This is a genomic window from Stenotrophomonas sp. 99219_Sma (assembly GCF_056480785.1).
In genome coordinates, this window is record NZ_CM151117.1 from 2,172,972 (window position 1) to 2,197,192 (window position 24,221).

At 65.7% G+C, this 24,221-nt stretch carries 21 protein-coding genes and 1 pseudogene; 15 read left to right on the forward strand and 7 right to left on the reverse strand.

All coding sequences use genetic code 11. The annotated features are described in order from the left end of the window. Positions 1-100 precede the first annotated feature (100 nt). From clpA to ACZK13_RS10000, 3 genes and pseudogenes are all read left to right on the forward strand, one after another. Positions 101-2,387 (forward strand): annotated as a pseudogene (gene clpA / locus ACZK13_RS09990) (ATP-dependent Clp protease ATP-binding subunit ClpA). A gap of 182 nt (positions 2,388-2,569) precedes the next feature. Continuing rightward, a complete protein-coding gene (locus tag ACZK13_RS09995) occupies positions 2,570-2,848 on the forward strand; it encodes a type II toxin-antitoxin system RelE/ParE family toxin (RefSeq protein ID WP_125895706.1) in 279 nt (92 codons plus the stop codon). Positions 2,849-2,856: 8 nt separating this feature from the next. Then, positions 2,857-3,144 carry a HigA family addiction module antitoxin gene (locus ACZK13_RS10000; RefSeq protein ID WP_032127356.1) on the forward strand — a complete coding sequence of 96 codons (288 nt, stop codon included), beginning with the start codon at positions 2,857-2,859 and terminating at the stop codon, positions 3,142-3,144. 48 nt (positions 3,145-3,192) lie between these two features. Here the strand turns inward: ACZK13_RS10000 and ACZK13_RS10005 are convergent, their stop codons facing one another. The 4 genes from ACZK13_RS10005 to aat form a co-directional block, all read right to left on the reverse strand. Then, the gene (locus ACZK13_RS10005) at positions 3,193-3,570 is read right to left on the reverse strand and encodes a hypothetical protein (RefSeq protein WP_032127355.1); all 378 of its coding nucleotides are present in this window, start codon (positions 3,568-3,570) and stop codon (positions 3,193-3,195) included. A gap of 129 nt (positions 3,571-3,699) precedes the next feature. Further along, entirely contained in the window at positions 3,700-3,972 is a 273-nt protein-coding gene (locus ACZK13_RS10010) for a hypothetical protein (protein WP_125895705.1), read from the reverse strand. 171 nt (positions 3,973-4,143) lie between these two features. After that, entirely contained in the window at positions 4,144-4,362 is a 219-nt protein-coding gene (infA, locus tag ACZK13_RS10015) for a translation initiation factor IF-1 (RefSeq protein WP_005409596.1), read from the reverse strand. An 86-nt stretch (positions 4,363-4,448) separates the two neighbouring features. After that, complete coding sequence (gene aat, locus ACZK13_RS10020; RefSeq protein ID WP_125895704.1) at positions 4,449-5,189, reverse strand: leucyl/phenylalanyl-tRNA--protein transferase; 741 nt, start codon at positions 5,187-5,189, stop codon at positions 4,449-4,451. 72 nt (positions 5,190-5,261) lie between these two features. On the opposite strand from aat, the gene ACZK13_RS10025 reads away from it, so the two are divergent. After that, positions 5,262-6,530 carry a hypothetical protein gene (locus tag ACZK13_RS10025; protein ID WP_253143100.1) on the forward strand — a complete coding sequence of 423 codons (1,269 nt, stop codon included), beginning with the start codon at positions 5,262-5,264 and terminating at the stop codon, positions 6,528-6,530. Between the two features lie 105 nt (positions 6,531-6,635). Further along, positions 6,636-7,913, forward strand: coding sequence for a hypothetical protein (locus tag ACZK13_RS10030; protein ID WP_253143101.1), 1,278 nt, complete (start codon positions 6,636-6,638; stop codon positions 7,911-7,913). A gap of 21 nt (positions 7,914-7,934) precedes the next feature. Here the strand turns inward: ACZK13_RS10030 and ACZK13_RS10035 are convergent, their stop codons facing one another. Together ACZK13_RS10035 and trxB are read right to left on the reverse strand one after the other, a co-directional pair. Then, positions 7,935-9,059, reverse strand: a complete 1,125-nt coding sequence (locus ACZK13_RS10035) for a GNAT family N-acetyltransferase (RefSeq protein ID WP_253143102.1) — start codon at positions 9,057-9,059, stop codon at positions 7,935-7,937. Between the two features lie 101 nt (positions 9,060-9,160). After that, a complete protein-coding gene (trxB, locus tag ACZK13_RS10040) occupies positions 9,161-10,132 on the reverse strand; it encodes a thioredoxin-disulfide reductase (RefSeq protein WP_197581033.1) in 972 nt (323 codons plus the stop codon). A gap of 233 nt (positions 10,133-10,365) precedes the next feature. Here trxB and ACZK13_RS10045 point away from each other — a divergent pair, with 233 nt between their 5' ends. The 5 genes from ACZK13_RS10045 to ACZK13_RS10065 all read left to right on the forward strand — a co-directional run bounded on the left by ACZK13_RS10045 (position 10,366) and on the right by ACZK13_RS10065 (position 17,579). After that, complete coding sequence (locus ACZK13_RS10045; RefSeq protein ID WP_032127351.1) at positions 10,366-12,726, forward strand: DNA translocase FtsK; 2,361 nt, start codon at positions 10,366-10,368, stop codon at positions 12,724-12,726. Between the two features lie 39 nt (positions 12,727-12,765). Continuing rightward, entirely contained in the window at positions 12,766-14,709 is a 1,944-nt protein-coding gene (locus ACZK13_RS10050; RefSeq protein WP_253143103.1) for a DUF3857 domain-containing protein, read from the forward strand. Positions 14,710-14,820: 111 nt separating this feature from the next. Next, the gene (gene lolA, locus ACZK13_RS10055; protein ID WP_024958744.1) at positions 14,821-15,459 is read left to right on the forward strand and encodes an outer membrane lipoprotein periplasmic chaperone LolA; all 639 of its coding nucleotides are present in this window, start codon (positions 14,821-14,823) and stop codon (positions 15,457-15,459) included. A gap of 206 nt (positions 15,460-15,665) precedes the next feature. Further along, complete coding sequence (locus ACZK13_RS10060; RefSeq protein ID WP_253143104.1) at positions 15,666-16,964, forward strand: replication-associated recombination protein A; 1,299 nt, start codon at positions 15,666-15,668, stop codon at positions 16,962-16,964. A gap of 225 nt (positions 16,965-17,189) precedes the next feature. After that, entirely contained in the window at positions 17,190-17,579 is a 390-nt protein-coding gene (locus ACZK13_RS10065) for a DUF805 domain-containing protein (RefSeq protein WP_253143105.1), read from the forward strand. A gap of 131 nt (positions 17,580-17,710) precedes the next feature. On the opposite strand, the gene ACZK13_RS10070 is transcribed toward ACZK13_RS10065, so the two are convergent. Continuing rightward, positions 17,711-18,481: a methyltransferase domain-containing protein gene (locus tag ACZK13_RS10070; protein WP_253143106.1), complete on the reverse strand. Its 771-nt coding sequence runs from the start codon at positions 18,479-18,481 to the stop codon at positions 17,711-17,713. 278 nt (positions 18,482-18,759) lie between these two features. Between ACZK13_RS10070 and ACZK13_RS10075 the strand changes: the two genes are divergently transcribed. The 5 genes from ACZK13_RS10075 to ACZK13_RS10095 all read left to right on the forward strand — a co-directional run bounded on the left by ACZK13_RS10075 (position 18,760) and on the right by ACZK13_RS10095 (position 24,183). After that, a complete protein-coding gene (locus ACZK13_RS10075; protein ID WP_253143107.1) occupies positions 18,760-19,788 on the forward strand; it encodes an alpha/beta hydrolase in 1,029 nt (342 codons plus the stop codon). 122 nt (positions 19,789-19,910) lie between these two features. Continuing rightward, the gene (locus ACZK13_RS10080; RefSeq protein WP_253143108.1) at positions 19,911-21,287 is read left to right on the forward strand and encodes a YncE family protein; all 1,377 of its coding nucleotides are present in this window, start codon (positions 19,911-19,913) and stop codon (positions 21,285-21,287) included. A 51-nt stretch (positions 21,288-21,338) separates the two neighbouring features. After that, complete coding sequence (locus tag ACZK13_RS10085; RefSeq protein ID WP_253143109.1) at positions 21,339-22,385, forward strand: heme/hemin ABC transporter substrate-binding protein; 1,047 nt, start codon at positions 21,339-21,341, stop codon at positions 22,383-22,385. Further along, positions 22,382-23,425, forward strand: a complete 1,044-nt coding sequence (locus ACZK13_RS10090; RefSeq protein ID WP_253143110.1) for a FecCD family ABC transporter permease — start codon at positions 22,382-22,384, stop codon at positions 23,423-23,425. Before ACZK13_RS10085 ends, ACZK13_RS10090 begins: the two co-directional genes overlap by 4 nt. Beyond that, on the forward strand, positions 23,422-24,183 hold the full coding sequence (locus tag ACZK13_RS10095) for a heme ABC transporter ATP-binding protein (protein ID WP_253143111.1): 762 nt from the start codon (positions 23,422-23,424) through the stop codon (positions 24,181-24,183). Before ACZK13_RS10090 ends, ACZK13_RS10095 begins: the two co-directional genes overlap by 4 nt. The last annotated feature ends 38 nt before the right edge of the window (positions 24,184-24,221 follow it).

Here is a 24,221-nt window from a genome sequence, read left to right on the forward strand (position 1 = left end):
ATTCGCACTGATAACGCCATCTGAACGCAGCAATCCGCTAGGGTGATGGAAATCGCGTAGTCAGGCCGCATATTGTCCCCATCTGCCGCCGGAGTAATCCATGTTCAGCAAAGACCTCGAACACACCATCGGCCAGTGCTACAAGCGCGCCCGTGAGGCCCGGCATGAGTTCATGACGGTCGAACACCTGCTGTTGGCACTGCTCGACAACCCGTCCGCCCAAGCCGTACTGAAGGCCTGTGGCGCCGACGCCGAACGCCTGCGCCAGGAGCTGGAGCAGGCCATCGAGGCCTCCGTGTCCCGCCTGGCCGAAGATGACGGCCGCGATACCCAGCCGACCCTGGGCTTCCAGCGCGTGTTGCAGCGGGCCGTTTACCACGTGCAGTCCTCGGGCAAGAAGGAGGTCACCGGCGCCAATGTGCTGGTCGCCATCTTCGGCGAGAAGGACTCGCACGCCGTCTACTACCTCAACCAGCAGGATGTCACCCGGCTGGATGTGGTCAATTACCTGTCCCACGGCATCGCCAAGCTGGGCGAGGAAGGCGAGCAGCCGTCGTCCTCCTCCGAGGGCGAAGGCCGCATCGAAGGCGGGGAGGGCGAGCCGAAGGGTGATGCCCTGACCGAGTTCGCCAGCAACCTCAACGAACAGGCCCGGGCCGGTCGCATCGACCCGCTGGTCGGCCGTGCCGACGAGATCGAGCGCACCATCCAGGTCCTGTGCCGCCGCCGCAAGAACAACCCGCTGTACGTGGGTGAGGCGGGCGTAGGCAAGACCGCCATCGCCGAGGGCCTGGCCCGCCGCATCGTCGAGGGCTCGGTGCCCGACGTTCTGGCCGATGCGGTGATCTATTCGCTCGACCTGGGCGCGCTGGTGGCCGGCACCAAGTACCGCGGCGACTTCGAGAAGCGCCTGAAGAGCGTGCTGACCGCGCTGAAGAAGGTGCCCAATGCGGTGCTGTTCATCGACGAGATCCACACCATCATCGGTGCTGGCTCGGCGTCGGGCGGCACCATGGATGCCTCCAACCTGATCAAGCCGGCGCTGGCGTCCGGAGAGCTGCGCTGCATCGGCTCGACCACCTTCCAGGAGTACCGTGGCATCTTCGAGAAGGACCGGGCGCTGGCCCGCCGCTTCCAGAAGATCGACATCGTCGAGCCGACCGTCGGCGAGACCTACGAGATCCTGCAGGGCCTGGAAGTCCAAGTACGAGCTGCACCACGGTGTGACCTATTCCGACGAGGCTCTGCAGGCGGCGGTGGACCTGTCGGTGAAGCACATCGGCGACCGCCTGCTGCCGGACAAGGCCATCGACGTGATCGACGAGGCGGGCGCCCGCCAGCGCCTGCTGCCGGAAGGCCAGCGCAAGGAACTGATCGACGTCGAGGAAGTGGAGGCGATCGTCGCCAAGATGGCGCGTATCCCGACCAAGCAGGTCAGCGCCACCGACAAGGATGTGCTGCAGCACCTGGAGCGCAACCTGAAGATGGTGATCTTCGGCCAGGACCCGGCCATCGAGACGCTGTCCTCGGCGATCAAGCTGGCCCGTTCGGGCCTGGGCAACCCGGAAAAGCCGATCGGCAACTTCCTGTTCGCCGGTCCCACGGGTGTCGGCAAGACCGAGGTGACCAAGCAGCTGGCGCTGCAGCTGGGCATCGAGCTGGTCCGCTTCGACATGTCCGAGTACATGGAGCCGCATTCGATCAGTCGCCTGATCGGTGCGCCTCCGGGCTACGTCGGCTTTGACCAGGGCGGCCTGTTGACCGAGAAGATCGTCAAGACGCCGCACTGCGTGCTGCTGCTGGATGAGATCGAGAAGGCGCACCCGGACATCTTCAACATCCTGTTGCAGGTGATGGACCGCGGCGTGCTGACCGATACCAACGGTCGCGAGGCCAACTTCAAGAACGTCGTGCTGGTGATGACCACCAATGCCGGTGCGGCGCAGGCCTCGCGGCGTTCGATCGGCTTCACCAAGCAGGACCATGCCACCGACGCGATGGAGACCATCCGCCGCAGCTTCACCCCGGAATTCCGCAACCGCCTCGACGCGGTGGTGCAGTTCCAGGCGCTGGGCTTCGAGCACATCCTGCGCGTGGTCGACAAGTTCCTGATCGAGCTGGAGATGTTGCTGCAGGACAAGCACGTCAGCCTGTCGGCCACCCCGACCGCGCGCGACTGGCTGGCCCACCATGGTTTCGACCCGCTGATGGGTGCCCGCCCGATGGCCCGCGTGATCCAGGACAAGATCAAGCGTCCGCTGGCCGACGAGCTGTTGTTCGGCAAGCTGGTCAACGGTGGCAAGGTCAGCATCGATGTCCGCGATGACGAGCTGGTGGTCGAGACCCAGGCTGAGCCGGAGCGGCTGCTGCCGGTCACGGTGGAATGAGCTGATGCCATAGGCTTGGCGTGAAAGACTGGAAATGACAAGGGCGGCTTCGGCCGCCCTTGTTGTTTCCAGGGGACTGTCGTCCGCGGCCTTGCTTGAACGGAACGGAGGTGCCAATGCTGTCTTCTGGTCGCGATAGGGTGTTGCCCTGTTTGTATCGCGAAACGATACAGGATACAGTGATGATCATCGGTTTTCGCCACAGGGGCCTCGAGCGGCTCTACCGTTCCGGCAGTAGCAGTGGAATCCGCCACAGTCACGCCAGCAAGGTGTTGTTGATCCTGTCGATCCTGGATGTTGCTTCGGGTCCTGAGGATCTGGCCATGCCTGGATTGCGTCTGCATAAGCTCCGGGGCGGCCTGAAAGGGCATTGGTCTGTATGGGTCAATGGAAACTGGCGGATTACCTTCCGTTTCGCCGGCAGCGACGTGGAGCTGCTGGATTACCTGGACTATCACTGAGGCCGCGCATGATTCATCACCATCCGCATCCCGGGCAGGCGATCAAGGCAATGGTCTTTGATCCAATGGATCTGTCTGTGACCGAAGCGGCCGAGCGCCTGGCAATGTCGCGGGTAGCCCTTTCGCGGGTTCTGAACGGCAAGGCGGGCATCAGTCCTGACCTGGCCATCCGCCTTGAGATGGCGGGGGTGAGTACTGCGGTTTTCTGGATGGGGCTGCAATCCAGCTACGATCTCTGGTTGGCACGGCAGCGCGCGCAACCGAGAGTGTTGTCGCTGGTTGCCGCGACGCGTTGACGTATATCGCGACAAGGGCGGCTTCGGCCGCCCTTGTCCTGTCTGGGGTCAGCGGCTGCGGCGGCGCGCCTCACGCTTGAATCGCTCGGCATCGATCGGCTCGATGCGTGCAACCTCGCAGCTGCCGCGACCTGTGTCCAGTGCGCTTCGGCCCTCGCTGCACAGCTCGTCAGCTTCTTTGCCGTCGGTCTTGAAGCCGAGGCGGGTGGCCAGTACGGCAGAAGGGCAGCTGTTGCGGAAATGCACAACATAGTGGTCTTCGCCGGAGCGAAGCAGGATGTTCTTGTCGGCGCCGGCGCGAACGATCTGCTGTTCGCCGGTCAGTGATACGCACTGTGCCGGCGCGGTGTCGGCGGCATGGGCGGACGACGCCAGCAGGGTGACGGCAGACAAAGCCAGGGGGATGAGCAGGGAAGACAGGTTCATGGCGGGGCAGGGGGCAGCGATCCGGACTGGATCGGATCCCAAGATGCCGCCGCCGCTGCAAATGCGAATCTGCCGCAAGCAGGGCTGACCGACGCCACGGTGAGATCGGTCACGATGACCTTTGGCGCCTCAGGCCGCGATCGAACGGAATCCCTGCTGGCGCCCCTGGTCGCCGCCGTCTTCGATGACAAAGGCGACCGCCTCGTGCGGAATGTGCAGGCGCTGCTTGAGGGTGCTGCCCATATGCGGAATCTCGCGCTGCACGGCCAGGTACAGCGGGTGCGAGGCGTCCATGCTGGTGCAGACTAGGCAGGGCTGGCCGAACCAGGTGCCGTCCGGGCCCTTGCTGGCGTAGCAGCGGCTGGTGACGGACTGGGGGTCCAGGACGATCAGGTGGGTCATGCGCGCAACGCCTTCTGTGAAGAACGCATTGAGTCTAGAGTCGCGGCGCGATGCGGTATTTCGGACAGGGACGAAAATCGATCGGTCCCGGTGCCGGTCGCTTTCTTCCGCGCACGACAAAGGGCCAGCAGCGAGGCCGGCCCTGTCGGAGTGGCGCAATGCGCCGACCGCTTACTTCATGCGGTAGGTGATACGACCCTTGGTCAGGTCGTACGGGGTCATTTCAACTTTGACCCGGTCACCGGTGAGGATGCGGATGTAGTTCTTGCGCATGCGGCCGGAGATGTGGGCGATGATTTCGTGCCCATTTTCCAGACGAACGCGGAAAGTGGTGTTCGGCAGCGTCTCGCTGACGGTGCCCTCGAACTCGATGGAATCGTCTTTCGACATGTAGTCCTGTGCGGTTCAGAAAACGGCCACGCTGGGCCTAAGGCGCGGTATTTTACGCGTGATGGGCCCGGCTTGCAAAGTTTGTGTTAACCCCCGGCCAAACGCTGTGCTGGCAAGCGTCCTACCGCCTGGGTCCAGGGGCCTTCACGGCCGTCATGGTGTACGGCCTGACGGACGTGCTCCAGGAAGTCCGCGCGCGGCAGGTGCTCGGCGCCCATCCGCAGCAGGTGCGGATTCTCCACCTGGGCATCGATCAGTTCCCAGCCCCAGCCACGCAGGGTGGCTGCCAACGCGGCCAGGGCGATCTTGGAGCCGCCACTGGCGCCACTGAACATGCTCTCGCCGAAGAACATGGCGCCGATCGCGACGCCGTAGATGCCGCCGACCAGTGTCTGCCGATCCCAGACTTCGAAGGAATGGGCGAAGCCAAGGTCGTGCAGTTGGCTGTAGGCCTCGACCATCGCCGGGCTGATCCACGTACCGTCCTGGCCAGGGCGTGGTGCGGCGGCGCAGGCGCGCATCACCTGGCTGAAGGCGGTGTCGGCGGTGATCTCCCACGTGCTGCTGCGCAGCTGGCGGCGGAAGCGGCTGGACAGATGCACGCCGTCGGTGCGGAACACCATGCGCGGGTCCGGCGACCACCACAGGATTGGCTCACCCTCGCTGAACCACGGAAAGATACCGCCGGCGTAGGCATTGAGCAGACGCACCGGATGCAGGTCGCCGCCCACCGCCAGCAGGCCATCGGGCTGGCGCAGTGCGGTCTCGGCCGGAGGGAAGGGGGCGTCCGGCGCATCGGCCAGGCGCCAGGGCAGCTGGCGGGTCATGGGGCCATTGTATTCGTCGTGGTGATTCGTGATGTCTGGCACCATCACTGTTCACCGGCAAGGAGCCTCCGAATGAGTGACTCGATCAGCGCCATCCTCGACCTGCATGACGCCCCGCGCACGCGCAACGACAGCCAAGGCATGCTGCTGTCACTGGCCACTGAACAGCCGCGTCAACTGGGAGAGTTGATGCTGCAGGCGCTGGCGCGGCCTTCGCCGAGCTCGGCCTTCCTCGACATGGCACTGGACCTGCTGCCGGATGACGCGGTGCCCGCGGTCGCGGCCGACGCGTGGCGCCGCTATCGCGCGGGCGAGCGCGGTGACGTGTTGACGAGCGTGATGGAGTTCGCCAGCTATCAGGCGCCGCAGGTGCTGCAGGACGATTGGGAGGCATTGCTGGCGGTCGCCAGTGAGGATGAGGTGCAGTTGGCCACGCAGGTCTGGCAGGGCCTGCCCAGCGCGACGGCCGCGCATTGGGCGCAGGTCCTGGCCGAAGCCGATGACGATCGCGAAACGGCGCGGGCCAGGGCGTTGCTGCTCGCCGCCCAGCCCGAAACCTACGCCATTGCTCGCGGCTACCTGGTCGACTGGGGGCGCTTGGATGCCGAGGTCTGGGCGCACTGGGCCGGCGTCGCCGAAGGTCCGCAGCCGCGTCGCCTACATGGCGAGCGGCCATTTCACTTCCGCTTCGGCCGCGAACAGCATCGCGCGCAGCAGGCGGACGAACCGAGCTGGCGCAAGCGCACCTGGCGCCTGCACCCGACCTGGAATGGTGGGCAGGTACACCATGCTGGGCAGATGGGAGGGCCGCTGGAAGCGCTGTGTAGCAGCTGCCATGCGCCGCTTCAGCGCCTGCTGCAGACCGATGCCGCCGCGCTGCAGCCGGGCGCGTCGGGCGAGATCACGCTGGGGCTGTGCCTGGACTGCTGCGGCTGGGAAGACCCGCCCGTGCGTTTCTATCGCCACGATGCCGACGGTCTGCCCACCTGCCATCCCAGCCAGCACCGTGCGGTGCCGAGTACGCCCACCGACAGTGGCGACCTGATGCGGGCCGAGGTGGGCCTGGTGGCGCTCGAAAGCGCGCGCTGGCAGCAACAGGACTGGGGCCAGTCCAATCATCGGCAGAACCTGTCGCGTGTGGGCGGAGCGCCGAGCTGGGTGCAGAGTGCGTGGTACCCGGCGTGCATCGATTGCGGCGAAGAGATGCCGTTCGTGATGCAGCTGGATTCGACACTGCCGACCACGGGTGAGGGCAGGCTGCTGTGGGGCAGCGGCGGCATGCTCTATACGTTCTGGTGTGCAAAGTGCCGGGTGAGCGGGCACTTCTGGCAGTGCACCTGACGGCCCCGGCTGCCGGAACGCTTCCTTATTTTTTGAGATTTGTTGCATTCCCGTGGGATGCATTGCCAGTCACCCTCTAGGTTTACATGCCCTGAGCTGACCGCCATGACCTGTGTCGTCGCCATGCGAGAGCTGCTTGAAATGGCCCGAATGCCGGAAGGCTCAGATGGAGCCTTGGTTGCGATGCTGGATCTCTATGAGCGTGATCCTGCCGCCATCTCGACACTGCTCATCCTGGCGATGAAGGCTCGTTTGGAGAGGAACGGGATGCTAAGGGCTGCGGCTGAGTTGCTGCCGGATGACAGTGCCGCAGAGGTGTGCCGGTTTGCCTGGAGTGAGTTCAAGAACGGTAGCCGCCACTGGCTGGTGGCCGGGATTGCGGCGCAGGCGGCCTATCGTGTCCCCGGATTGCTTCATGATGACTGGGATGCCGTCCTTCACCTGTCGGCCCACGAGCCAATAGAAGGCCCGTTCTGGTGGGAGCTGCCGATTGAGGTCGGCCGGAGATGGATTCAGAACGCAAGAAGGGCATCGTCGTCTGCTGCTGGCTTGCCCGGATTACCGCTTGAGATGAGTGGGGTTGTGGAGTTCCAGGAGGCCGCGCGTGACCTGTCCGGTTCACGGGATGAGCCGTGGGCGGCAATTGGAAGGGAGGGATTGTCTGGTCTTGAGCTGGGCTCGGGACGCGCGCTGCATGGATGGCGTGGTTTCCACCTGCGTTTCAGTGCACAGCACCAGCGCTTGCAGCTGGCAGAATCCACAAGGGTCGAGCGCCGCCTCCAGCGCCTACATCCCACCTGGAAGGATGGGAATGCGCAGGCAACGGGGCATATGGGCGGTCGCCTGGAAGGGCGATGTGGAATATGCGACTCCCCGTTGCAGCGCTTGCTGGAACTGGAGCTGGCGTTGATCGGCCCCTGCACCCTCTCGAAGGTGACGCTCGGCATATGTCTGGACTGCCCCGACAATGGAGAGTCTGGTTGGTGCCACGGAGATCCCGTGTATTTCCGCCACGATACACAAGGCCTTCCCAGCGCCCATGAATCGCAGGTATTCGATCCGCGGGCATGTCCTGAAACGCCGACCAACCTGATCGAGGCGGAGGTCGATCTGGTCGAGCTTCCGGGGCGGTTCTGGCAACCGCCGAATTATGTGGGTGGCTGGCAGAATTACAGCCGAGTGGGTGGACTGCCATCCTGGATCCAGAGCGGCCTCTATCTGTCCTGTCCCGATTGTTGCCGCACGATGTTCTTTGTCATGCAGCTTGATTCCCACATCCCATTGGACGATGGCTCCCTGATGCAGTGGATGAATGGAGGCATGCTCTACACATTCTGGTGCGACCAGTGCAGGATCAGCGGCCACTACAGCCAGTACAGCTGAACCAGTCGAGCCAGCTCGGCACTACGGCCCTGCGCGGAACGGCCCATGCCCCTGCAGCTCCTGCTGGTAACGCCGCACATTGCGCCGCTCCTGCCGGCACCACTCCTGCAGCGCTTCCGCGAAGTCCGGATCGGCCACCCAGTGCCGGCTGCGCACCAGCGTCGGCAGGAAACCGCGTGCCAGCTTGTGCTCGCCCTGTGCGCCCGGCTCGAAGCGGGTCAGCCCTTCGCGCAGGCAATACTCGATGCCCTGGTAGTAGCAGGCCTCGAAGTGCAGGCCGGGCAGCGTGGCGCCGCCCCAGTAACGGCCGTACAGCGTGTCTCCACCGCGCAGGCATAGCGCGCCGGCAATCGGCTCGCCGTCCTGTTCGGCCAGGAACAGCACCAGCCCCCGACCCAAAGAAATGGCCAGGTGACGCAGGAAGGTCTCGGTCAGCGCCGGGGCATTGCCGTACTCGAGGAACGTCTGCAGGTAGAAGCGGTACATCGCCTGCAGATCGGCGCGGCTCGCTTCATCGCCGTGCACCACGCGGAAGGTGATGCCCTGGCGAACGACCTTGGCCCGTTCCTGGCGGATGTTCTTGCGATGCTTGTGGTTCATCGCACCGAGGAACTGGTCGAACGTGGCCCAGTCGCCCGGGTTCTGCCACTGGAACTGCACGTCCTCGCGCAGCAGCCAGTCATCGCCGAACAGCGCCTCGTCGCCGGCGGTATGGAAGTTGATGTGGGCCGACGACACCCCCAGTGGCGGCAATGCGTCGCGCAATGCCGACAGCAATGCGGCGCGCTCTGAATCGTGACGGGCCAGCAACCTTGGGCCAGTGACCGGCGAGTACGGCACCGCGCCCAGCCACTTCGGATAGTAGTCGCGGCCATGACGGGCATACGCGTTGGCCCAGGCATGGTCGAACACGAATTCGCCGTGGGAGTTGGTCTTCAGGTAGCCCGGAATGGCGCCGACCAAGGTGTCACCTTCCCATAGCGTGAAGTGCCGGGGCTGCCAGCCCCAGTCCTCGCGCAGGCAGCCGTGCTGTTCAAGCCCGGAAAGGAAGGCATGACTGACGAAGGGGTTGCGGCCGTCGTGCAGGGCATCCCAGTCGGTGGCGGAAACGGACTGCAGGGAGTCGAGGAAGCGGAGGGAGGGCATGAGGGAAGGATAGGGCAGATGAAACAGAAAGGCCGACGCACTGGCGTCGGCCTTTTGCCTGAGTCGAGCTTGGCTCGACGCTACAGAAGCAGATCCGCTTCTCAGCCGGCCTTGCCCTGTGCGTCCAGGTAGCGCTCGGCGTCCAGTGCGGCCATGCAGCCGAAACCGGCCGAGGTGATCGCCTGGCGGTAGTGCTGGTCGGCCACGTCGCCGGCGGCGAACACGCCTTCCACCGAGGTCTGGGTGGCATTGCCGCCGAGGCCCGAGCGGATTTCCAGGTAGCCGTTGTTCATCGCCAGCTGGCCGTCGAACAGGGTGGTGTTCGGGTGGTGGCCGATGGCCACGAAGAAGCCGTGGGCGTCTATGTCGCGGGTGCTGCCGTCCAGGGTGGACTTCACGCGCACGCCGGTCACGCCGGCGTCATTGCCCAGCACTTCCTCCACCTGGTGGTGCCAGACGGTCTCGATCTTGCCTTCGGCCACCTTCTTGAACAGCTTGTCCTGCATGATCTTCTCCGCCTTCAGGGTGTCGCGGCGGTGGACCAGGTAGACCTTGCGGGCGATGTTGGACAGGTACAGGGCCTCTTCCACGGCGGTGTTACCGCCGCCGACCACGACCACGTCCTGGTCGCGGTAGAAGAAGCCGTCACAGGTGGCACAGGCGGACACGCCGCGGCCCTTGAACTCGTCCTCGGTCGGGATGCCCAGGTACTTGGCGGTGGCGCCGGTGGCGATGATCAGGGCATCGCAGGTGTACTCGTGGCTGTCGCCGATCAGCTTGAACGGGCGCTGCGACACATCGGCGGTGTGGATGTGGTCGAAGATGACCTCGGTCTCGAAGCGCTCGGCATGGGCCTGCATGCGCGCCATCAGGTCCGGGCCCATCAGGCCGTGGGCGTCACCCGGCCAGTTGTCCACCTCGGTGGTGGTCATCAGCTGGCCACCCTGCTGCAGGCCGGTGATGACGACCGGCTTCAGGTTGGCGCGGGCGGCGTAGACGGCGGCGGTCCAACCGGCCGGGCCGGAACCGAGGATGACGAGGCGCTGGTGGCGGGAGGGCAGGCTGGTGCTCATGTAGACTCGCGAAAAGGTAGATGGGACAAGGCGCTGGCGATGTTTGCGCAGCATCCGTGGCTGGTCATAGAGTGGCGGCTGGGGCAGGGCGATTCAAGCCGATGAACAGAACGCCGTCATCCAGCAGTGGTTCCGGCCCTCTGATTGCCCTGTCAGATGTCGCATAACTGAAAACTGACGCCGTCTCATTTATTATCAATCACTAACAGCGCATTCCAAAGGTATGGTCTAAGGTGGCGAAGCAGGTCCCCGAACGCTCCAAGTCCGACGACAGCAAGGCGTCACGTCGCACGGCCGCGGCGGCGACGACCGACAATCCACGCCGCCAACGCCTCTGGCGCGACCTTGGCCTGATCGCCATCGCGCCGGCGCTGCTGTACCTGGCGGCCAGTCTGTTCACCTATTCAGCGACCGACCCGGGCTGGTCGCACACCGGCAGCGTGGTCGCGCCAGTGCACAACCTCGGCGGCCGCGCCGGCGCCTGGATCGCCGACGTGCTGCTGCAGCTGTTCGGCTACATCGCCTTCCTGCTGCCGGTGGTGCTGGGCGCGCTGGCGTGGATCGCCATGTTCGGCCTCAAGCGCGAGAGCAAGGGCGAGAACGACCTGGACCCGGCGCTGCGCCTGGTCGGCCTGGTCGGCTTCCTGATCGCCGGCACCGGCTTCCTGCATGTGCGCCTGTTCAGTGGCGATGTCTCCAGTGCCGGCGGCATCCTCGGCAAGCTGGTGGGCAACTCGCTCACGGTGGGCTTTGGCGCGCTGGGCGCGAACCTGTTCGTGCTGGTGCTGCTGCTGGCCTCGATCACCCTGGCCACCGGGCTGTCCTGGTTCACGGTGATGGAGAAGATAGGCCGCGGCGTGATGTCGCTGGCGCCGTTGCTGGCGCGCAAGAAGGAAGAAGTCACCGAGTGGCAGCAGACCCGGGTGATGCGCGAGGAGCGCCAGGAAGTGCGCAAGGCCGATGCCGAGGTGCGCGCCAAGCGCGAGCCGGTGAAGATCGAGCCGCGCCCGGAACCGGTGATCGAGAAGAGTGACCGAGCCAAGCGCGACACGCAGATCCCGATGTTCCGTGGCGTCAACGGGGATGGCTCGGACCTGCCGCCGCTCGCGCTGCTGGACGACCCCAAGCCGCAGCCGGTGGGCTACGACAAGGAAACCCTGGACGCGCTGTCGCGGCAGATCGAGTTCAAGCTGAAGGACTTCCGCATCGACGCCCAGGTGGTCGGCGCCAACCCCGGCCCGGTCATCACCCGTTTCGAGATCGAGCCGGCGCCGGGCATCAAGGTCAGCCAGATCAGTTCGCTGGACAAGGACATCGCGCGCGGCCTGTCGGTGAAGTCGGTGCGCGTGGTCGACGTCATTCCGGGCAAATCGGTGATCGGCCTGGAAATTCCCAACGTCACCCGCGAGATGATCTACCTCTCCGAGCTGCTGCGTTCGAAGGAATACGACAAGTCGGCCAGCGTGCTGACCCTGGCGCTGGGCAAGGACATTGCTGGCCGCTCGACCGTGGCCGATCTGGCGCGCATGCCGCACCTGCTGGTGGCCGGTACCACCGGTTCGGGCAAGTCGGTGGCGGTCAACGCGATGGTGCTGAGCCTGCTGTTCAAGGCCTCGCCGAAAGACCTGCGGATGCTGATGATCGACCCGAAGATGCTCGAACTGAGCGTCTACCAGGGCATCCCGCACCTGCTGGCGCCGGTGGTCACCGACATGAAGGAGGCCGCCAACGGCCTGCGCTGGTGCGTGGCCGAGATGGAGCGCCGCTACAAGCTGATGAGCGCGGTGGGCGTGCGCAACCTGGCCGGCTTCAACAAGAAGGTGAAGGAAGCCCAGGACGCCGGCCAGCCGCTGATGGACCCGCTGTTCAAGCCGAACCCGGAACTGGGTGAGGCGCCGCGTCCGCTGGAGACGCTGCCGTTCATCGTCATCTTCATCGACGAATTCGCCGACATGATGATGATCGTCGGCAAGAAGGTGGAAGAGCTGATCGCGCGCCTGGCACAGAAGGCGCGTGCGGCCGGCATCCACCTGATCCTGGCCACGCAGCGCCCGTCGGTGGACGTGATCACCGGCCTGATCAAGGCCAACATCCCGACCCGCATCGCCTTCCAGGTCAGTTCCAAGATCGACTCGCGCACCATCCTCGACCAGTCCGGCGCAGAAACCCTGCTCGGCCACGGCGACATGCTGTACCTGCCGCCGGGTACCGCCATGCCCGAGCGTGTGCACGGCGCCTTCGTCTCCGACGAGGAAGTGCATCGCGTGGTCGAACACCTCAAGGCGATGGGCCCGGCCGATTATGTCGACGGCGTGCTGGACGAGGTGCAGACGATGGGCGACGGCGTGGTCGTCGGTGCCACCGGCCTGCCCGAGAACAGCTCTGCCGGCGATGAGTCCGACCCGTTGTATGACGAAGCGCTGCGGGTGGTCACCGAGACCCGTCGCGCCTCGATTTCCGGCGTGCAGCGCCGGCTGAAGATCGGCTACAACCGTGCAGCGCGACTGATCGAGGCCATGGAAGCGGCCGGCGTGGTCAGCCCGCCCGAGCACAACGGCGACCGCACGGTGCTGGCACCGCCGCCGCCGAAGTAAGACCCGACGTATCCCCCACGACGTCCAAGGAACCGACGCATGCTTCACCCCGTACCAAGCGCGCTGGCACTGGCGCTGGCAGCCTTCCTGGCTGCCGGCCCGGCACTGGCAGACACCGCCACCTCCGCGCCCGCCACGGCGCCGCCTTCAACCAGCGGCGATACCGAAGCCAGCAATAATTTCAGCATTGTCCGCTACCGCGCCGACTATCAGGTGCGGCCGGATGCAGGCAATGTGCAGACCGAAACCTACGAAGTCCTGCTCAAGACCAAGGCCTCGGTCGAGCAGTTCAGCCAGGTTCGGCTGAGCTACAGCGAGAAGATGGAGACGCTGGAAGTACTCGGCGCCTACACCATCACCGCCGACGGCCAGCGCCGCGACGTGCCGGCCGACCGCATCTACACCCAGGAAAGCTATTCCAGCGCCTCGGCGGCGATGTATGCCGACCGCAAGGTGCGGGTGATCGTGTTCCCGAACCTGGCCCCGGGCACGCGCCTGTTCTACCAGGTACGCCGCACCCAGGCCACGCCGTACTTCCCCGGCTACTTCGGCCTGTGGGAAACCTTCAATGTCTTCACCGAGTACGAGGACGCCGAGGTCACCCTGAGTGCGCCGGCCAACCTGCCGATGTTCGTCGACAGCCGCGGCGTGCAGGGTAGTGATCGCCCGACGGTGAAGAACGGCCAGGCACAGTGGCGCTGGCGCTACCAGCGTCGCGAAGCCATGCCAGCACAGAACTGGTCGGCGGCGGGCTGGGAGTTCGGCCCGAACATCATGGCCAGCACCTATCGTGACTGGTCGCAGATGGGTCGCGCCTACCAGCTCAAGGCCGGCCCGGCCGCGCAGGTCACGCCGGAACTGCAGGCGCTGGCCGATGAGATCACCGCTGGCATCAGCGACCGTCGCGATCAGGCCGACGCGTTGTACCGCTGGGTGGCGCAGAACATCCGCTACGTGGCGGTGTACCTGGGCAATGGTGGCCTGGAGCCGAACAGTGCGCAGAGCATCCTCGACAACCACTATGGTGACTGCAAGGACCATGTGACGATCCTGGAGGCGCTGCTGGCGGCCAAGGGCATCGCCAGCTCGCCGGTGCTGATCGGTGCCGGCGGTGGCCCGACGCTGCCGAAGATCCCGGTGCTGGGCCGCTTCAACCACGCCATCACCTACATCCCCGAGTTCGATCTGTACCTGGATTCGACCACGGCGTGGGCGCGCTTCGGGCAGTTGCCGGAAGGTGACCTGGGCGCACCGGTGATGCGTACCCGCGACGCCTCACTGGCGCGCACCCCGGCCAATACGCCGGAGCGCAATGCCACCTCGATGGAGGTGCACTTCACCTTCGACGCCAACGGCAACCTGCGCGGCGAGACGATTCCGAAGCTGGGCGAGAACGCCGAGATCGGCATGCGCGCCCAGTTCTCCCAGCTCAACGCGCAGAACCGTGCGCGCGCTGAAGAGCAGATCATGGCCGCGTCCGGTTTCGATGGGCGAGGGCAGCTGCAGATCCAGGGCGTGCCGGTCGACCTGACCCGGCCGTTTGGCTATCGCATGGCGTTCCAGGCCGAGGACTACGCCGACTTCAGCGTGGCCGGCGGCATGGCCGTGCCGGATCCGCCGGGTGGCGAGTCGGTGCGTGGGCTGTACGCCACTGCCTCGGCGCCGGCCAACGAAACGCCGTTCTACTGCAATGCCAGCCTGCGCGAGGAAACCTATCGCCTGCAGTTCCCGGCCAATGCGCCGATCATCGCCATCCCGGCCAGCCAGCGTTTCGCCAATGCAGCCGGCGAGTACCGGGTGGACTGGAGTCGCGAGGGGCAGGAGGTGATCGTGCACCACCGCTTGCAGCAGAATGCAGTGCGTGGGCCAGAGGCGTTGTGCCAGCCGCAGGACTATCCGGCGTTCCGCGCGCTGTATCGCGAAGTGCGGCGTGGCTTCCGCGGCCAGGTGCTGTACGGCAAGCTGCCGGGATCCGGTGGCTGAATCGCCGATGGACGTTCAGGGCGGCATAATGTCGCCCTGATCGCCCATTCATCTTTCCCCGGGCACACTGGCAACCACCTTTCCTGGCGCCCGCGCCCACAGGATTCCCGCATGAACTTCCGCTTCCGCCGTTTCCTTGCCACCACCACCCTGGCCGTGGCCTGCGCCGCCGCCGGCAGCGCCTGGGCTGGCGCCCGCGATGACCTGAAGACCTTCACCAGCGGCCTGAAGGGCCTGGATGGCCAGTTCAGCCAGCAGGTGTTCGACAGTCGCGGCAAGGTGAAGGAATCGACCAGTGGCCGTGTGGCACTGTCGGCGCCGCGCCTGTTCCGTTGGGAATACGTGCGCCCGCACGAGCAGTTGATCGTGGCTGACGGCAGGAAGGTCTGGATGTACGAGCCGGACCTGGAGCAGGCCACTGTTCGCGAGCAGGGCAAGGAAGAGCAGAACAGCCCACTGACCGCGCTGATCAACCCGGCGCTGCTGGAACAGCAGTACGACGTCAGCGAAGAGGCCGCGCAGCGCGATGGCCTGCAGTGGCTGTCGCTGTCGCCGAAGCGTGAGACCGAAGCCAGCTTCCAGTACGCCGCGCTGGGCTTCAATGCCCAGGGTCTGGCCAAGATGGAAATCACCGATGCGGTTGGTCAGCGCACCGTGATCAGCTTCAGTGGCTGGAAGCGCAACCCGGGCTTCGCGGCGGGCACCTTCAGCTTCACCCCGCCGAAGGGCACCGACGTCATCGGTAATTGATCTGTGGCCCGGCGCAAACGCTCTGGTGGGTGTCAACCGGCACCGTCTTGGTGGGTGTCAACCTTGGTTGACACGCTTTTGATCTGCCGGCCAGCGGCCGGCACTACCGGAATCGTGGCCACCCGGCGCGGTACAATGGCCGTGTGCCAAGACATCGCTCCACTTCATTCCCCGGCCCCGATCTGCTGAGCGTTGATCGGGAACACATGCGCCCGCTGGCCGAGCGCATGAGACCGCGAACCCTCGACGAAATGGTCGGGCAGAAGCGCCTGCTCGCGCCGGACAGTGCGCTGCGCCGCGCGGTCGAATCCGGTCGCGTGCATTCGATGATCCTGTGGGGGCCGCCGGGCTGCGGCAAGACCACGCTGGCCCTGCTGCTGGCCGAATATTCCGACGCCGAGTTCCGTGCGATCTCCGCAGTGCTGTCCGGCCTGCCGGAAGTGCGCCAGGTGCTGGCCGAGGCGGCGCAACGGTTCGCCGAAGGCCGCCGCACCGTGCTGTTCGTGGATGAGGTGCATCGCTTCAACAAGGCGCAGCAGGATGCGTTCCTGCCGCACATCGAGCGCGGCACCATCCTGTTCGTCGGTGCCACCACCGAGAACCCGTCCTTCGAGCTGAACTCGGCGCTGCTGTCGCGCTGCCGCGTGCATGTGCTGGAAGGTGTTTCGCCTACCGACATCGTCGAGGCGCTGGAGCGTGCGCTGGGTGACCGCGAACGCGGCCTGGGCGAGGAGGGCATCGAGGTCGCCCCCGAGCTGCTGCTGGAAGTCGCGACCGCCGCCGACGGCGACGTGCGCCGCGCGCTGACCCTGTTGGAAATCGCTGCCGAGCTGGCGGGCGGGGAGGGTGGTCGCATCACCCCGCAGACCCTGACCCAGGTGCTGGCCGATCGCACCCGTCGCTTCGACAAGGGCGGCGAGCAGTTCTACGACCAGATCTCAGCGCTGCACAAGTCTGTTCGCAGTTCCAACCCGGATGCCGCGCTGTACTGGCTGACCCGGATGCTCGATGGCGGCTGCGATCCGTCCTACCTGGCCCGCCGGCTGACCCGCATGGCCATCGAGGACATCGGTCTGGCCGATCCGCGCGCGCAGAGCATGGCGCTGGAGGCCTGGGACATCTACGAGCGGCTGGGTAGCCCGGAAGGCGAACTCGCGTTCGCTCAGTTGGTGCTGTACCTGGCCAGCACCGCCAAGTCGAATGCAGGCTATGCGGCCTTCAACCAGGCCAAGGCCGATGTGCGCGAGAGTGGCACCGAAGAAGTGCCGCTGCACCTGCGCAATGCGCCGACCAAGCTGATGAAGGAGCTGGGCTATGGTGCCGAGTACCAGTATGACCATGATGCGGAAGGCGGTATCGCACTGGACCAGACCGGCTTCCCGGATGCGATGGGCGAGCGCGTGTATTACAACCCGGTGCCGCGCGGCCTGGAAATCAAGCTGAAGGAAAAGCTGGACAGGCTGCGCGCCGAGCGCGAGGCGGCAAGGGCGGCAAAGGGTCGTTGAGCCCGCTCTTGTAGAGTCGAGCCATGCTCGACTCCGCTCTTGCACGGACTACGGGTGCCTTCTGGAACAGCAGTCGAGCATGGCTCGACTCTACGGAGGGCAATGGCAGTCGAGCATGGCTCGGCTCTACAGGGGGCAATGGCAGTCGAGCATGGTTCGTCGCCACATTGTCCTGTGCGCCTGCATTTGGCACACTCCGCGGCTTCTCTTTCAAGGATCGATGCCGTGCAGGAAATGATTCTGCCGTTGAAGCGCTACGCCCAGTTCGAGGGCCGCGCCAACCGCCGCGAGTACTGGATGTACCAGCTGTTCCTGTTCCTGGTCGCAACCGCGGTGATGCTGCTGGCCGGTGTGCTGGCGATCCTCCTGCGCAACAGTCCCGATGCACTGGCCGGCATTCTGATTGGCATGGTGGCACTGCTGGGCGTGATGTGGCTGGCCACGATCGTGCCGCTGATTGCCGTGACCGTACGCCGCCTGCATGACTGCAATCAGTCGGGCTGGCTGTTCCTGCTGGCGCTGGTGCCGGGCGGTGGCATTGTGATCATGATCTTCTCGCTGCTGCCGGGCACGCCGCAGGAGAATGTTTACGGTCCGGTGCCTTCGGGGCCGTGAGGCTGCGGGAGTCGAGCATGGCTCGACTCTACAGAAGCGGGGGGAGGGGGCGAAGCCGGCGTGATGCCGGCTTCGTCATTTGCAAGGGGGTGTCGGTTGCGCGAGGCAGGATACCGGAGGGGGCTGACGGCCTATGCAGCGCGAGCCGTTATAGGCAAGCCCAGCGGGCTGTCGTGGATGATGCCCCATTGCGGGTATTGGCTATCGTGCAGCTTGACGTCAACAAAGCCGGCTTCCCCCAGCAATCGCACCAGATGAGGATACGAATAGATCCTCAGTTCCAAAGTTGAGCCGTCACCACCATGGAAGGACAGGTCAGAGAATCGTTGCTCCCTGCCATCGCTGGTGATGTTGACAAGAACCCGATCCGCACCTTTGCCCTCGATCCGGTAGTCGTTGAGCTCAGGGAAGTGCTCAATCGTGACCTCGTGAAATCCATAGGGAACGGTGAGCACAAGCAGCCCGCCCGGCTTCAACAATGCCCGCAGGTTTTCGAGCGTGCGCTCGCAGGGCCCATCCACGTGTTCCAGTACATCTGAGCTGACAACAAAGTCATATTTTCCCAGGTAGTGTGCGGCTGGGTGACGGATGTCCAGCATGGGGCGCTTGTGGAAGTAGGTATTGATGTAATCGAACTTGCGCCGCAGGGCATTAGTGTAGATATGGGCGTCGGTCATGCCGATTCCCTTGATCTGTCCGCGCCTGGGGATCCGCTCAAGCACGCGGATCTCCCGCGCTTGGTCCATCTCCGACTGCAGGGCTGCCATGAGGGCACGGAAGCGCAGAGTGGATCCGCAGCCAATACAGCTGCGGGTTTCCCTTTCGGCGATGGCCTCGCGGGATGCTCGCAGGCGGAAACCGCAGATGTTGCACGCGGGCCTCTCGGTGGTCGGTATGCTCACGGGGAAGACGTGTGGGCGAATCGTGTCGAGCCCTTTTCGGGCAAGGCTGCGGCAAATGGCGTACACGCTATGACAGTCCCTGTTCTTGTTGATACCGCCTAGCTTGCCGTATGGCCGTGGCGCGAATCCAGCCTGCCCATTGTCTCGTTTCGTGCCGAAGGCCCTCATGCGCGCGTGATACACAGTGTGACGTTCGATCGATGTGATAATCATTCGCGTTTAAGGTAGACTGCGGTCCCTTGTGAACCGGCGGCCCTGGGCCGCTTCTGCCGCCGCTGATGAAGCATTTCGTCCCGCCTTCGCGCCGTGGTCCACTGGCCCGCGGCCTGGTCGCCTTGATGATGGGTCTGCTCTTGGCCACCCCGTACGTCCATGCGCAGCAGCGCAATCCGCTGCAGAAGATCGGCCACACCGTGCTCGACGAGCCGGCGGTCAGTTATCGCTTCGAGCATTTCGTGGTGGACAGTCCCGACCAGCAACGCCGCTGGCGGGTGAATGTGGCGATCCCGGCCAAGGCCAGCAAGGCGCCGCTGCCGGTGCTGTACGCGCTGGATGGCAATGCCGTGGCGATGGTGCTGGATCAGCCGTTGCTGGCCGAGCTGGCGGCACGCAAGGCGCCGCCGGTACTGGTGCTGATCGGTTATGACAACGACCTGCGCATCGATTCCAAGGCGCGCACCCGCGACTACACCGCGTGGATCGACCGCGCCGACGACGAGAGCGGTACGACCCAGGCGGTCGGTGGCGGTGCTGCCGCGTTCCTGGATGTGATCGAACGCCGCATCAAGCCGGAAGTCGAGCGCCGCGCACGCATTGATACGCAGCAGCAAGCACTCTGGGGCCACTCGCTGGGTGGGTTGTTCGTGCTCAATGCGCTGTACACCCGTCCCGCCGCCTTCCAGTCCTATCTGGCGGCCAGTCCGTCGCTGTGGTGGAGCCAGGGCGCGGCGCTGGGTGATCCGGAACAGCAGTTCGTGCAGAACGTGCATGGCCAGCCAGCAACGCTCTGGCTGATGCTGGGCGGTGCCGAGCGTGTCGGTGATCGCGGCAAGCGCGACATGAACAATCCGCGCGTGGTCGCACACCTGCGCCGCATCGGTGGTGCCACCCCGGATGCGGCGATGCAGCTGTCCGAGCGGTTGGCCAAGGTGCCGGGCATGCGCGTGCAGTACCGCGAGTTCGACGGCCTCGGTCACGGCCCGATGCTGCCTGCGTCGTTCCATGCCGCGTTGCATGAACTGTACGGCGTGACCGACCGCAGCGCCGGTGACGGCGCGCCCAACGGTGGTGACAACGCCGCCGAATGAACCCCTTCGCATGCCACGGCGTGCGACCCCACTACCCAGGCGAGGCTGCCGATGTGCAGCGGCCCAGGCAACCGATGAATCCCGCGTCACGTGGCGCGGCCTACGTGTGCAAGGAGCCTTCCATGTCGTTCCGTCCGTCTTTCCGTCTCACCTCTCTCGCCGCTGGCCTGTTGCTGGCCGTGACCGCTACCGCACAACCGGTGTTCGATCAGCCGGCCAACGCCACCTTCAAGGGCGAGGTCGTCTCGCGCGGTGAGAACGTGGTTCCCGGCAGCACTGCCGACGTGGTCGGTCGCGGTTTCGTGCCGGGCCAGAAAGTCAGCCTGTTGCGTGGCGACAGCGTACTCAACACGCAGCCGCTGGTGGTCGATGCCGATGGCAACTTCAAGACCCAGCTGAGCATTCCGGCCGACGCCGTGCCGGGTACCCACCCGGTGGTGGTGCGCGCCAGCCAGCCGGCTGCAGCCACCGTGCTGAAGCTGCGCGTCTCGCCGCAGCTGCCGCTGTCCGGCCAGGCGCAGTTCGCCACCCAGTCCAACAAGCTGGTGCCGGGCCTGTATCAGTCCGCCTACAGCGCCGCCAGCAACGCGGTGTTCGTGACCTCGGCCGTGGGCCGCCCGCCGGTGACCCAGTCGCAGCTGTTGAAGCTGGACCCGAAGTCGCTGAAGGTGACCAAGGCGATCACCCCGGCGCAGGTGCCGGGCAGCACCAATGGCGCGGTCTACGCGGTCTACGGCGTTGGCGTGGATGACACCAACGGCAATGTATGGGTCACCAACACCCGCCAGAACTCCATCGCGGTCTACCGCCAGAAGGACCTGTCGCTGGTCCGCCAGTTCCCGGTCGATGCCGTGCCGCACGCGCGCGACGTGGTGGTTGATGGCACCCACGGCAAGGTGTTCGCCTCGGCCACGGGCGAGGACCACCTGTCGGTGTTCGACGCCAAGACTCTCAAGGAGCTGCCGGCGGTGACGCTGGAGTCCGGCGTGGACGACGGCAAGTTCACTCCGATGAGCCTGGTGCTGGACGAGAAGGGCGGCAAGCTGTTCACCGTCAGCATCGGCACCCCGGAAGCGGCAGTGATCGACGTGGCCAGCGGCAAGGTCGAGAAGGTCATCGACCTGGGCAACTCGATCAGTGCCTCGGGCGTGGCCTTCGACGCAGCGCGCAACCGCCTGTACGTGGCCTCGCAGGGCACCGACAACCTGCTGATCGTCGATGTGGCCGCCGGCAAGGTGCTGCACGATGTGCCGGTCGGCGCCGGCGCGCTGAACGTCGCCTTCGATGATGCCTCCGGCCTGGCCTACGTCAGCAACCGTGGCGCTGGCACGGTCACCGTGGTGAACGGTGACGGCAAGGTGGTCGCCAACCTCGACGGCGGCACGCTGCCGAACCACGTCCGTGCCGATGGCAAGGGCAACGTGTTCGCGGTGAACAAGTCGCGTGGCGCCGAAGACCCGAAGGGTGACCGCATCACCCGCATCACCCCGAAGCAGTAAGTCACACGGCAGGGCGGCGTGCGCGTCGCCCTGCCAGCAAGGAGAACGAGCATGAACATCGCGTCCCGTCTGCGCCTGTGTGCGCTTCCGTTGGCTGTCTCGCTGGCACTGGCTGCCTGTGGCGGTTCATCGACGCCCTCGGACACCGGCAAGCCGGTTGAACCCGCCGCCGCAACCGCGGCTGGCGAAGCCGCGTTGCCGGCTGGCTGGCAGCGCGTGGCCGGCACCGATATGCCGGCCGTGCGCGATCAGAAGGCTGTGCTGCCGGCCCAGGTGCATTCCGATGACGGCGCCGACGTCGAGGTGACCGATACCAGCCGCATCATTGCCGGTGGTGACGACGTGATCGCGGTGATCGAGGCGCTGGGACTGGACAAGCAGGTGTTCGCCGCGCCGACCAATACCACCACCCAGGCTGGCCTGGCTGCCCCGCACCAGTTCCTGTTCAACCGCACCACTGGCGTGGAGGGCGTGCTGAGCCTGCAGGGCTCGCTGTTCCTCGGCAACAGCCTGCGCCGCCACACCGAGCTGGCGAAGAAACTGCGTGAGGTGGGCGAACCGGCGGTGGTCATCGATGACCTGCAGCCGGCACCGGACAAGGTGCGCAAGGTCGCCGCCGCACTAGGGCTGGCCGAGGCAGGGCAGGCACTTGCCACGCAGGTGCAGCGCCAGCTCGATGAGGCCGCAGCGATTGGCAAGGGCCTGGGCCATGCGCCACGACTGATCCACGTGTCGGCCACCGGCGCCGGTGGCTCGCCGACTGTTGCGGGTGCCGACAGCGCATCGGCGCAGCTGATCGCACTGGCTGGTGGTGTCAACATCGGCACCGAGGCGGGGGTGAAGAACTACTCGCAGCTCAGCAATGAGGGCGTAGTCGCTGCCGCACCGGAGGTGATCCTGGTGACCGAGCATGACCTGCAGCTGTTCGGTGGTGCCGAGGGCTTGTGGAAGGCGTACCCGACGCTGAAGCAGACCCCGGCCGGGCAGGCCAATCGGGTCTGGGTGATGCCGGATGTGCAGCTGAAGTACACCAGTGTCGGATCAGGTGCTGGTGCGCTGGCGCTGGCCAAGGCCCTGGCGGCGTTGCCGAAGGCATGAGTCCGGCGGATCGGCGCCGCCGTCGCGGGCGGACGATGTTGCTGGTGGCGCTGTTCGCACTGCTGGGGGCAGTGCTGGCCTCGTTCGCCGTGGGCCCGCTGCGGCTGCCGCCGATGGAGGTGATGCAGGCGTTGGCGGTGAAGCTGGGTCTGCTCGATCCACAGGCGGTCAGCAGCCGCGATCTCGCTGTGGTCTGGCAGCTGCGTATTCCGCGTGCCCTGTTGGGCGCGATGGTCGGTGCGTCGCTGGCGATGGCCGGTGCCAGCCTACAGGGCCTGTTCGGCAATCCGCTGGCCGATCCCGGCATTGTCGGTGTCAGCCAGGGCGCCGCACTGGGTGCAGTTGCCGCCATCGTGCTGGGTGCTGCGGGCGCGGCCGGTTGGCTGGTGCCGGTGGCCGCGTTCGCTGGCGGCGCACTGGCCATCGGCCTGACCTACGCATTGGCTCGGCCCGGCAAGGGCACGGGCAACGCCACGCTGCTGCTGGTCGGTATCGCGATGGCCGCGTTCTGCTCGGCGCTGATCGGTTTCCTTACATATATCGCCAGCGAAAGCGAGCTGCAGTCGCTGGTGTTCTGGCAGATGGGCTCGCTGGCGCGCGCCAACTGGGCCGATGTGGCGGCCGTGGTGCCGTTGTTCGCCATCGGTGTGTTCGCACTGCAGCGATTGGCTACGCCGCTGGACATGCTGGCGCTGGGCGAACGCCAGGCACAGCACCTCGGGCTGGATGTCACCCGCACGCGTCGCCGCCTGGTGGCGTTCAGTGCGCTGCTGGTGGGTGCGGCGGTGGCGTTTGCTGGTTCGATCAGTTTCGTCGGCCTGGTGGTGCCGCACGTGGCGCGCCTGCTGGTCGGCCCTGGTCATCGCTGGTTGCTGCCGTTGTCCGGCCTGCTGGGTGCACTGCTGATCGTGGTGGCCGACACCGCCGCGCGCACATTGGATCCGCCGGCGGAGATTCCGCTGGGCCTGTTCTCGGCTGCGCTGGGCGCGCCGTTCTTCCTGTGGCTGGTGCTGCAGCAGCGCCGCAAGGCCGCACCATGAGCGTGTTGTTGAAGCTGCACGAAGTGGTGGTGCGCCGCCAGCAGCGCGAGATCCTGCACGGCATTTCGCTGGCGTTTGAACCGGGTACGGTCACCGCACTGGTTGGCCCGAATGGCGCGGGCAAGTCCACGTTGCTGGCTGTGGCGGCAGGTGACCTGCGTGCCGACGCTGGCGAAGTAAGCCTACTCGGCAAGCCGTTGGCCGGTTACAAGGCCGGGCCGCTGGCACGCGAGCGCGCGGTGATGCCGCAGGAGCATGGCGTGCGCTTCGCCTTCAGTGTGGAAGAAGTGGTGGCGATGGGGCGGCTTCCGCATCCGCCGGATCCAGCCGTGGACGACGCCCAGGTGGAAGCGGCAATCGATGCCGCTGAACTGCAGGCGCTGCGCCTGCGTGAGGTGCAGCAGCTGTCCGGTGGCGAGTCCGCCCGGACCACGTTCGCGCGCGTGCTGGCGCAGGACACGCCGCTGCTGCTGCTGGATGAGCCAACCGCAGCGCTGGATCTGCGTCACCAGGAACGCACGCTGCGCAGTGTCCGCGCCTGTGCCGAAGCCGGTGCGTGCGTGATCGTGGTGCTGCACGACCTCAATCTGGCCGCGGGCTATGCCGACCGCATCGTGCTGCTGGAGCAGGGCAGAGTGGCAGCCGATGGCACGCCGTTGCAGGTGCTGACTGAAGAAAACCTGCAGCGGGTCTACCAGCAGGACGTGGTGGTGTTGGAGCATCCAAGGCGTGGGGTGCCGCTGGTGGTTGTGACCTGAGCGTCCAGTCGTTCTGCGCGGCCACGTATCATGTGCAG

What these genes read in the sequence shown, in the direction of transcription:
- lolA (WP_024958744.1), top strand. Translation starts at nt 14,821, where the DNA reads ATGAACTTCCGCTTCCGCCGTTTCCTTGCCACCACCACCCTGGCCGTG.
- ACZK13_RS10075 (WP_253143107.1), top strand. Translation starts at nt 18,760, where the DNA reads ATGAAGCATTTCGTCCCGCCTTCGCGCCGTGGTCCACTGGCCCGCGGC.
- ACZK13_RS10050 (WP_253143103.1), top strand. Translation starts at nt 12,766, where the DNA reads ATGCTTCACCCCGTACCAAGCGCGCTGGCACTGGCGCTGGCAGCCTTC.
- ACZK13_RS10090 (WP_253143110.1), top strand. Translation starts at nt 22,382, where the DNA reads ATGAGTCCGGCGGATCGGCGCCGCCGTCGCGGGCGGACGATGTTGCTG.
- ACZK13_RS10005 (WP_032127355.1), bottom strand. Translation starts at nt 3,570, where the DNA reads ATGAACCTGTCTTCCCTGCTCATCCCCCTGGCTTTGTCTGCCGTCACC.
- ACZK13_RS10060 (WP_253143104.1), top strand. Translation starts at nt 15,666, where the DNA reads ATGCGCCCGCTGGCCGAGCGCATGAGACCGCGAACCCTCGACGAAATG.
- ACZK13_RS10000 (WP_032127356.1), top strand. Translation starts at nt 2,857, where the DNA reads ATGATTCATCACCATCCGCATCCCGGGCAGGCGATCAAGGCAATGGTC.
- trxB (WP_197581033.1), bottom strand. Translation starts at nt 10,132, where the DNA reads ATGAGCACCAGCCTGCCCTCCCGCCACCAGCGCCTCGTCATCCTCGGT.
- ACZK13_RS10080 (WP_253143108.1), top strand. Translation starts at nt 19,911, where the DNA reads ATGTCGTTCCGTCCGTCTTTCCGTCTCACCTCTCTCGCCGCTGGCCTG.
- ACZK13_RS10010 (WP_125895705.1), bottom strand. Translation starts at nt 3,972, where the DNA reads ATGACCCACCTGATCGTCCTGGACCCCCAGTCCGTCACCAGCCGCTGC.
- ACZK13_RS10025 (WP_253143100.1), top strand. Translation starts at nt 5,262, where the DNA reads ATGAGTGACTCGATCAGCGCCATCCTCGACCTGCATGACGCCCCGCGC.
- aat (WP_125895704.1), bottom strand. Translation starts at nt 5,189, where the DNA reads ATGACCCGCCAGCTGCCCTGGCGCCTGGCCGATGCGCCGGACGCCCCC.
- ACZK13_RS10030 (WP_253143101.1), top strand. Translation starts at nt 6,636, where the DNA reads ATGACCTGTGTCGTCGCCATGCGAGAGCTGCTTGAAATGGCCCGAATG.
- ACZK13_RS10035 (WP_253143102.1), bottom strand. Translation starts at nt 9,059, where the DNA reads ATGCCCTCCCTCCGCTTCCTCGACTCCCTGCAGTCCGTTTCCGCCACC.
- ACZK13_RS10095 (WP_253143111.1), top strand. Translation starts at nt 23,422, where the DNA reads ATGAGCGTGTTGTTGAAGCTGCACGAAGTGGTGGTGCGCCGCCAGCAG.
- infA (WP_005409596.1), bottom strand. Translation starts at nt 4,362, where the DNA reads ATGTCGAAAGACGATTCCATCGAGTTCGAGGGCACCGTCAGCGAGACG.
- ACZK13_RS10085 (WP_253143109.1), top strand. Translation starts at nt 21,339, where the DNA reads ATGAACATCGCGTCCCGTCTGCGCCTGTGTGCGCTTCCGTTGGCTGTC.
- ACZK13_RS09995 (WP_125895706.1), top strand. Translation starts at nt 2,570, where the DNA reads ATGATCATCGGTTTTCGCCACAGGGGCCTCGAGCGGCTCTACCGTTCC.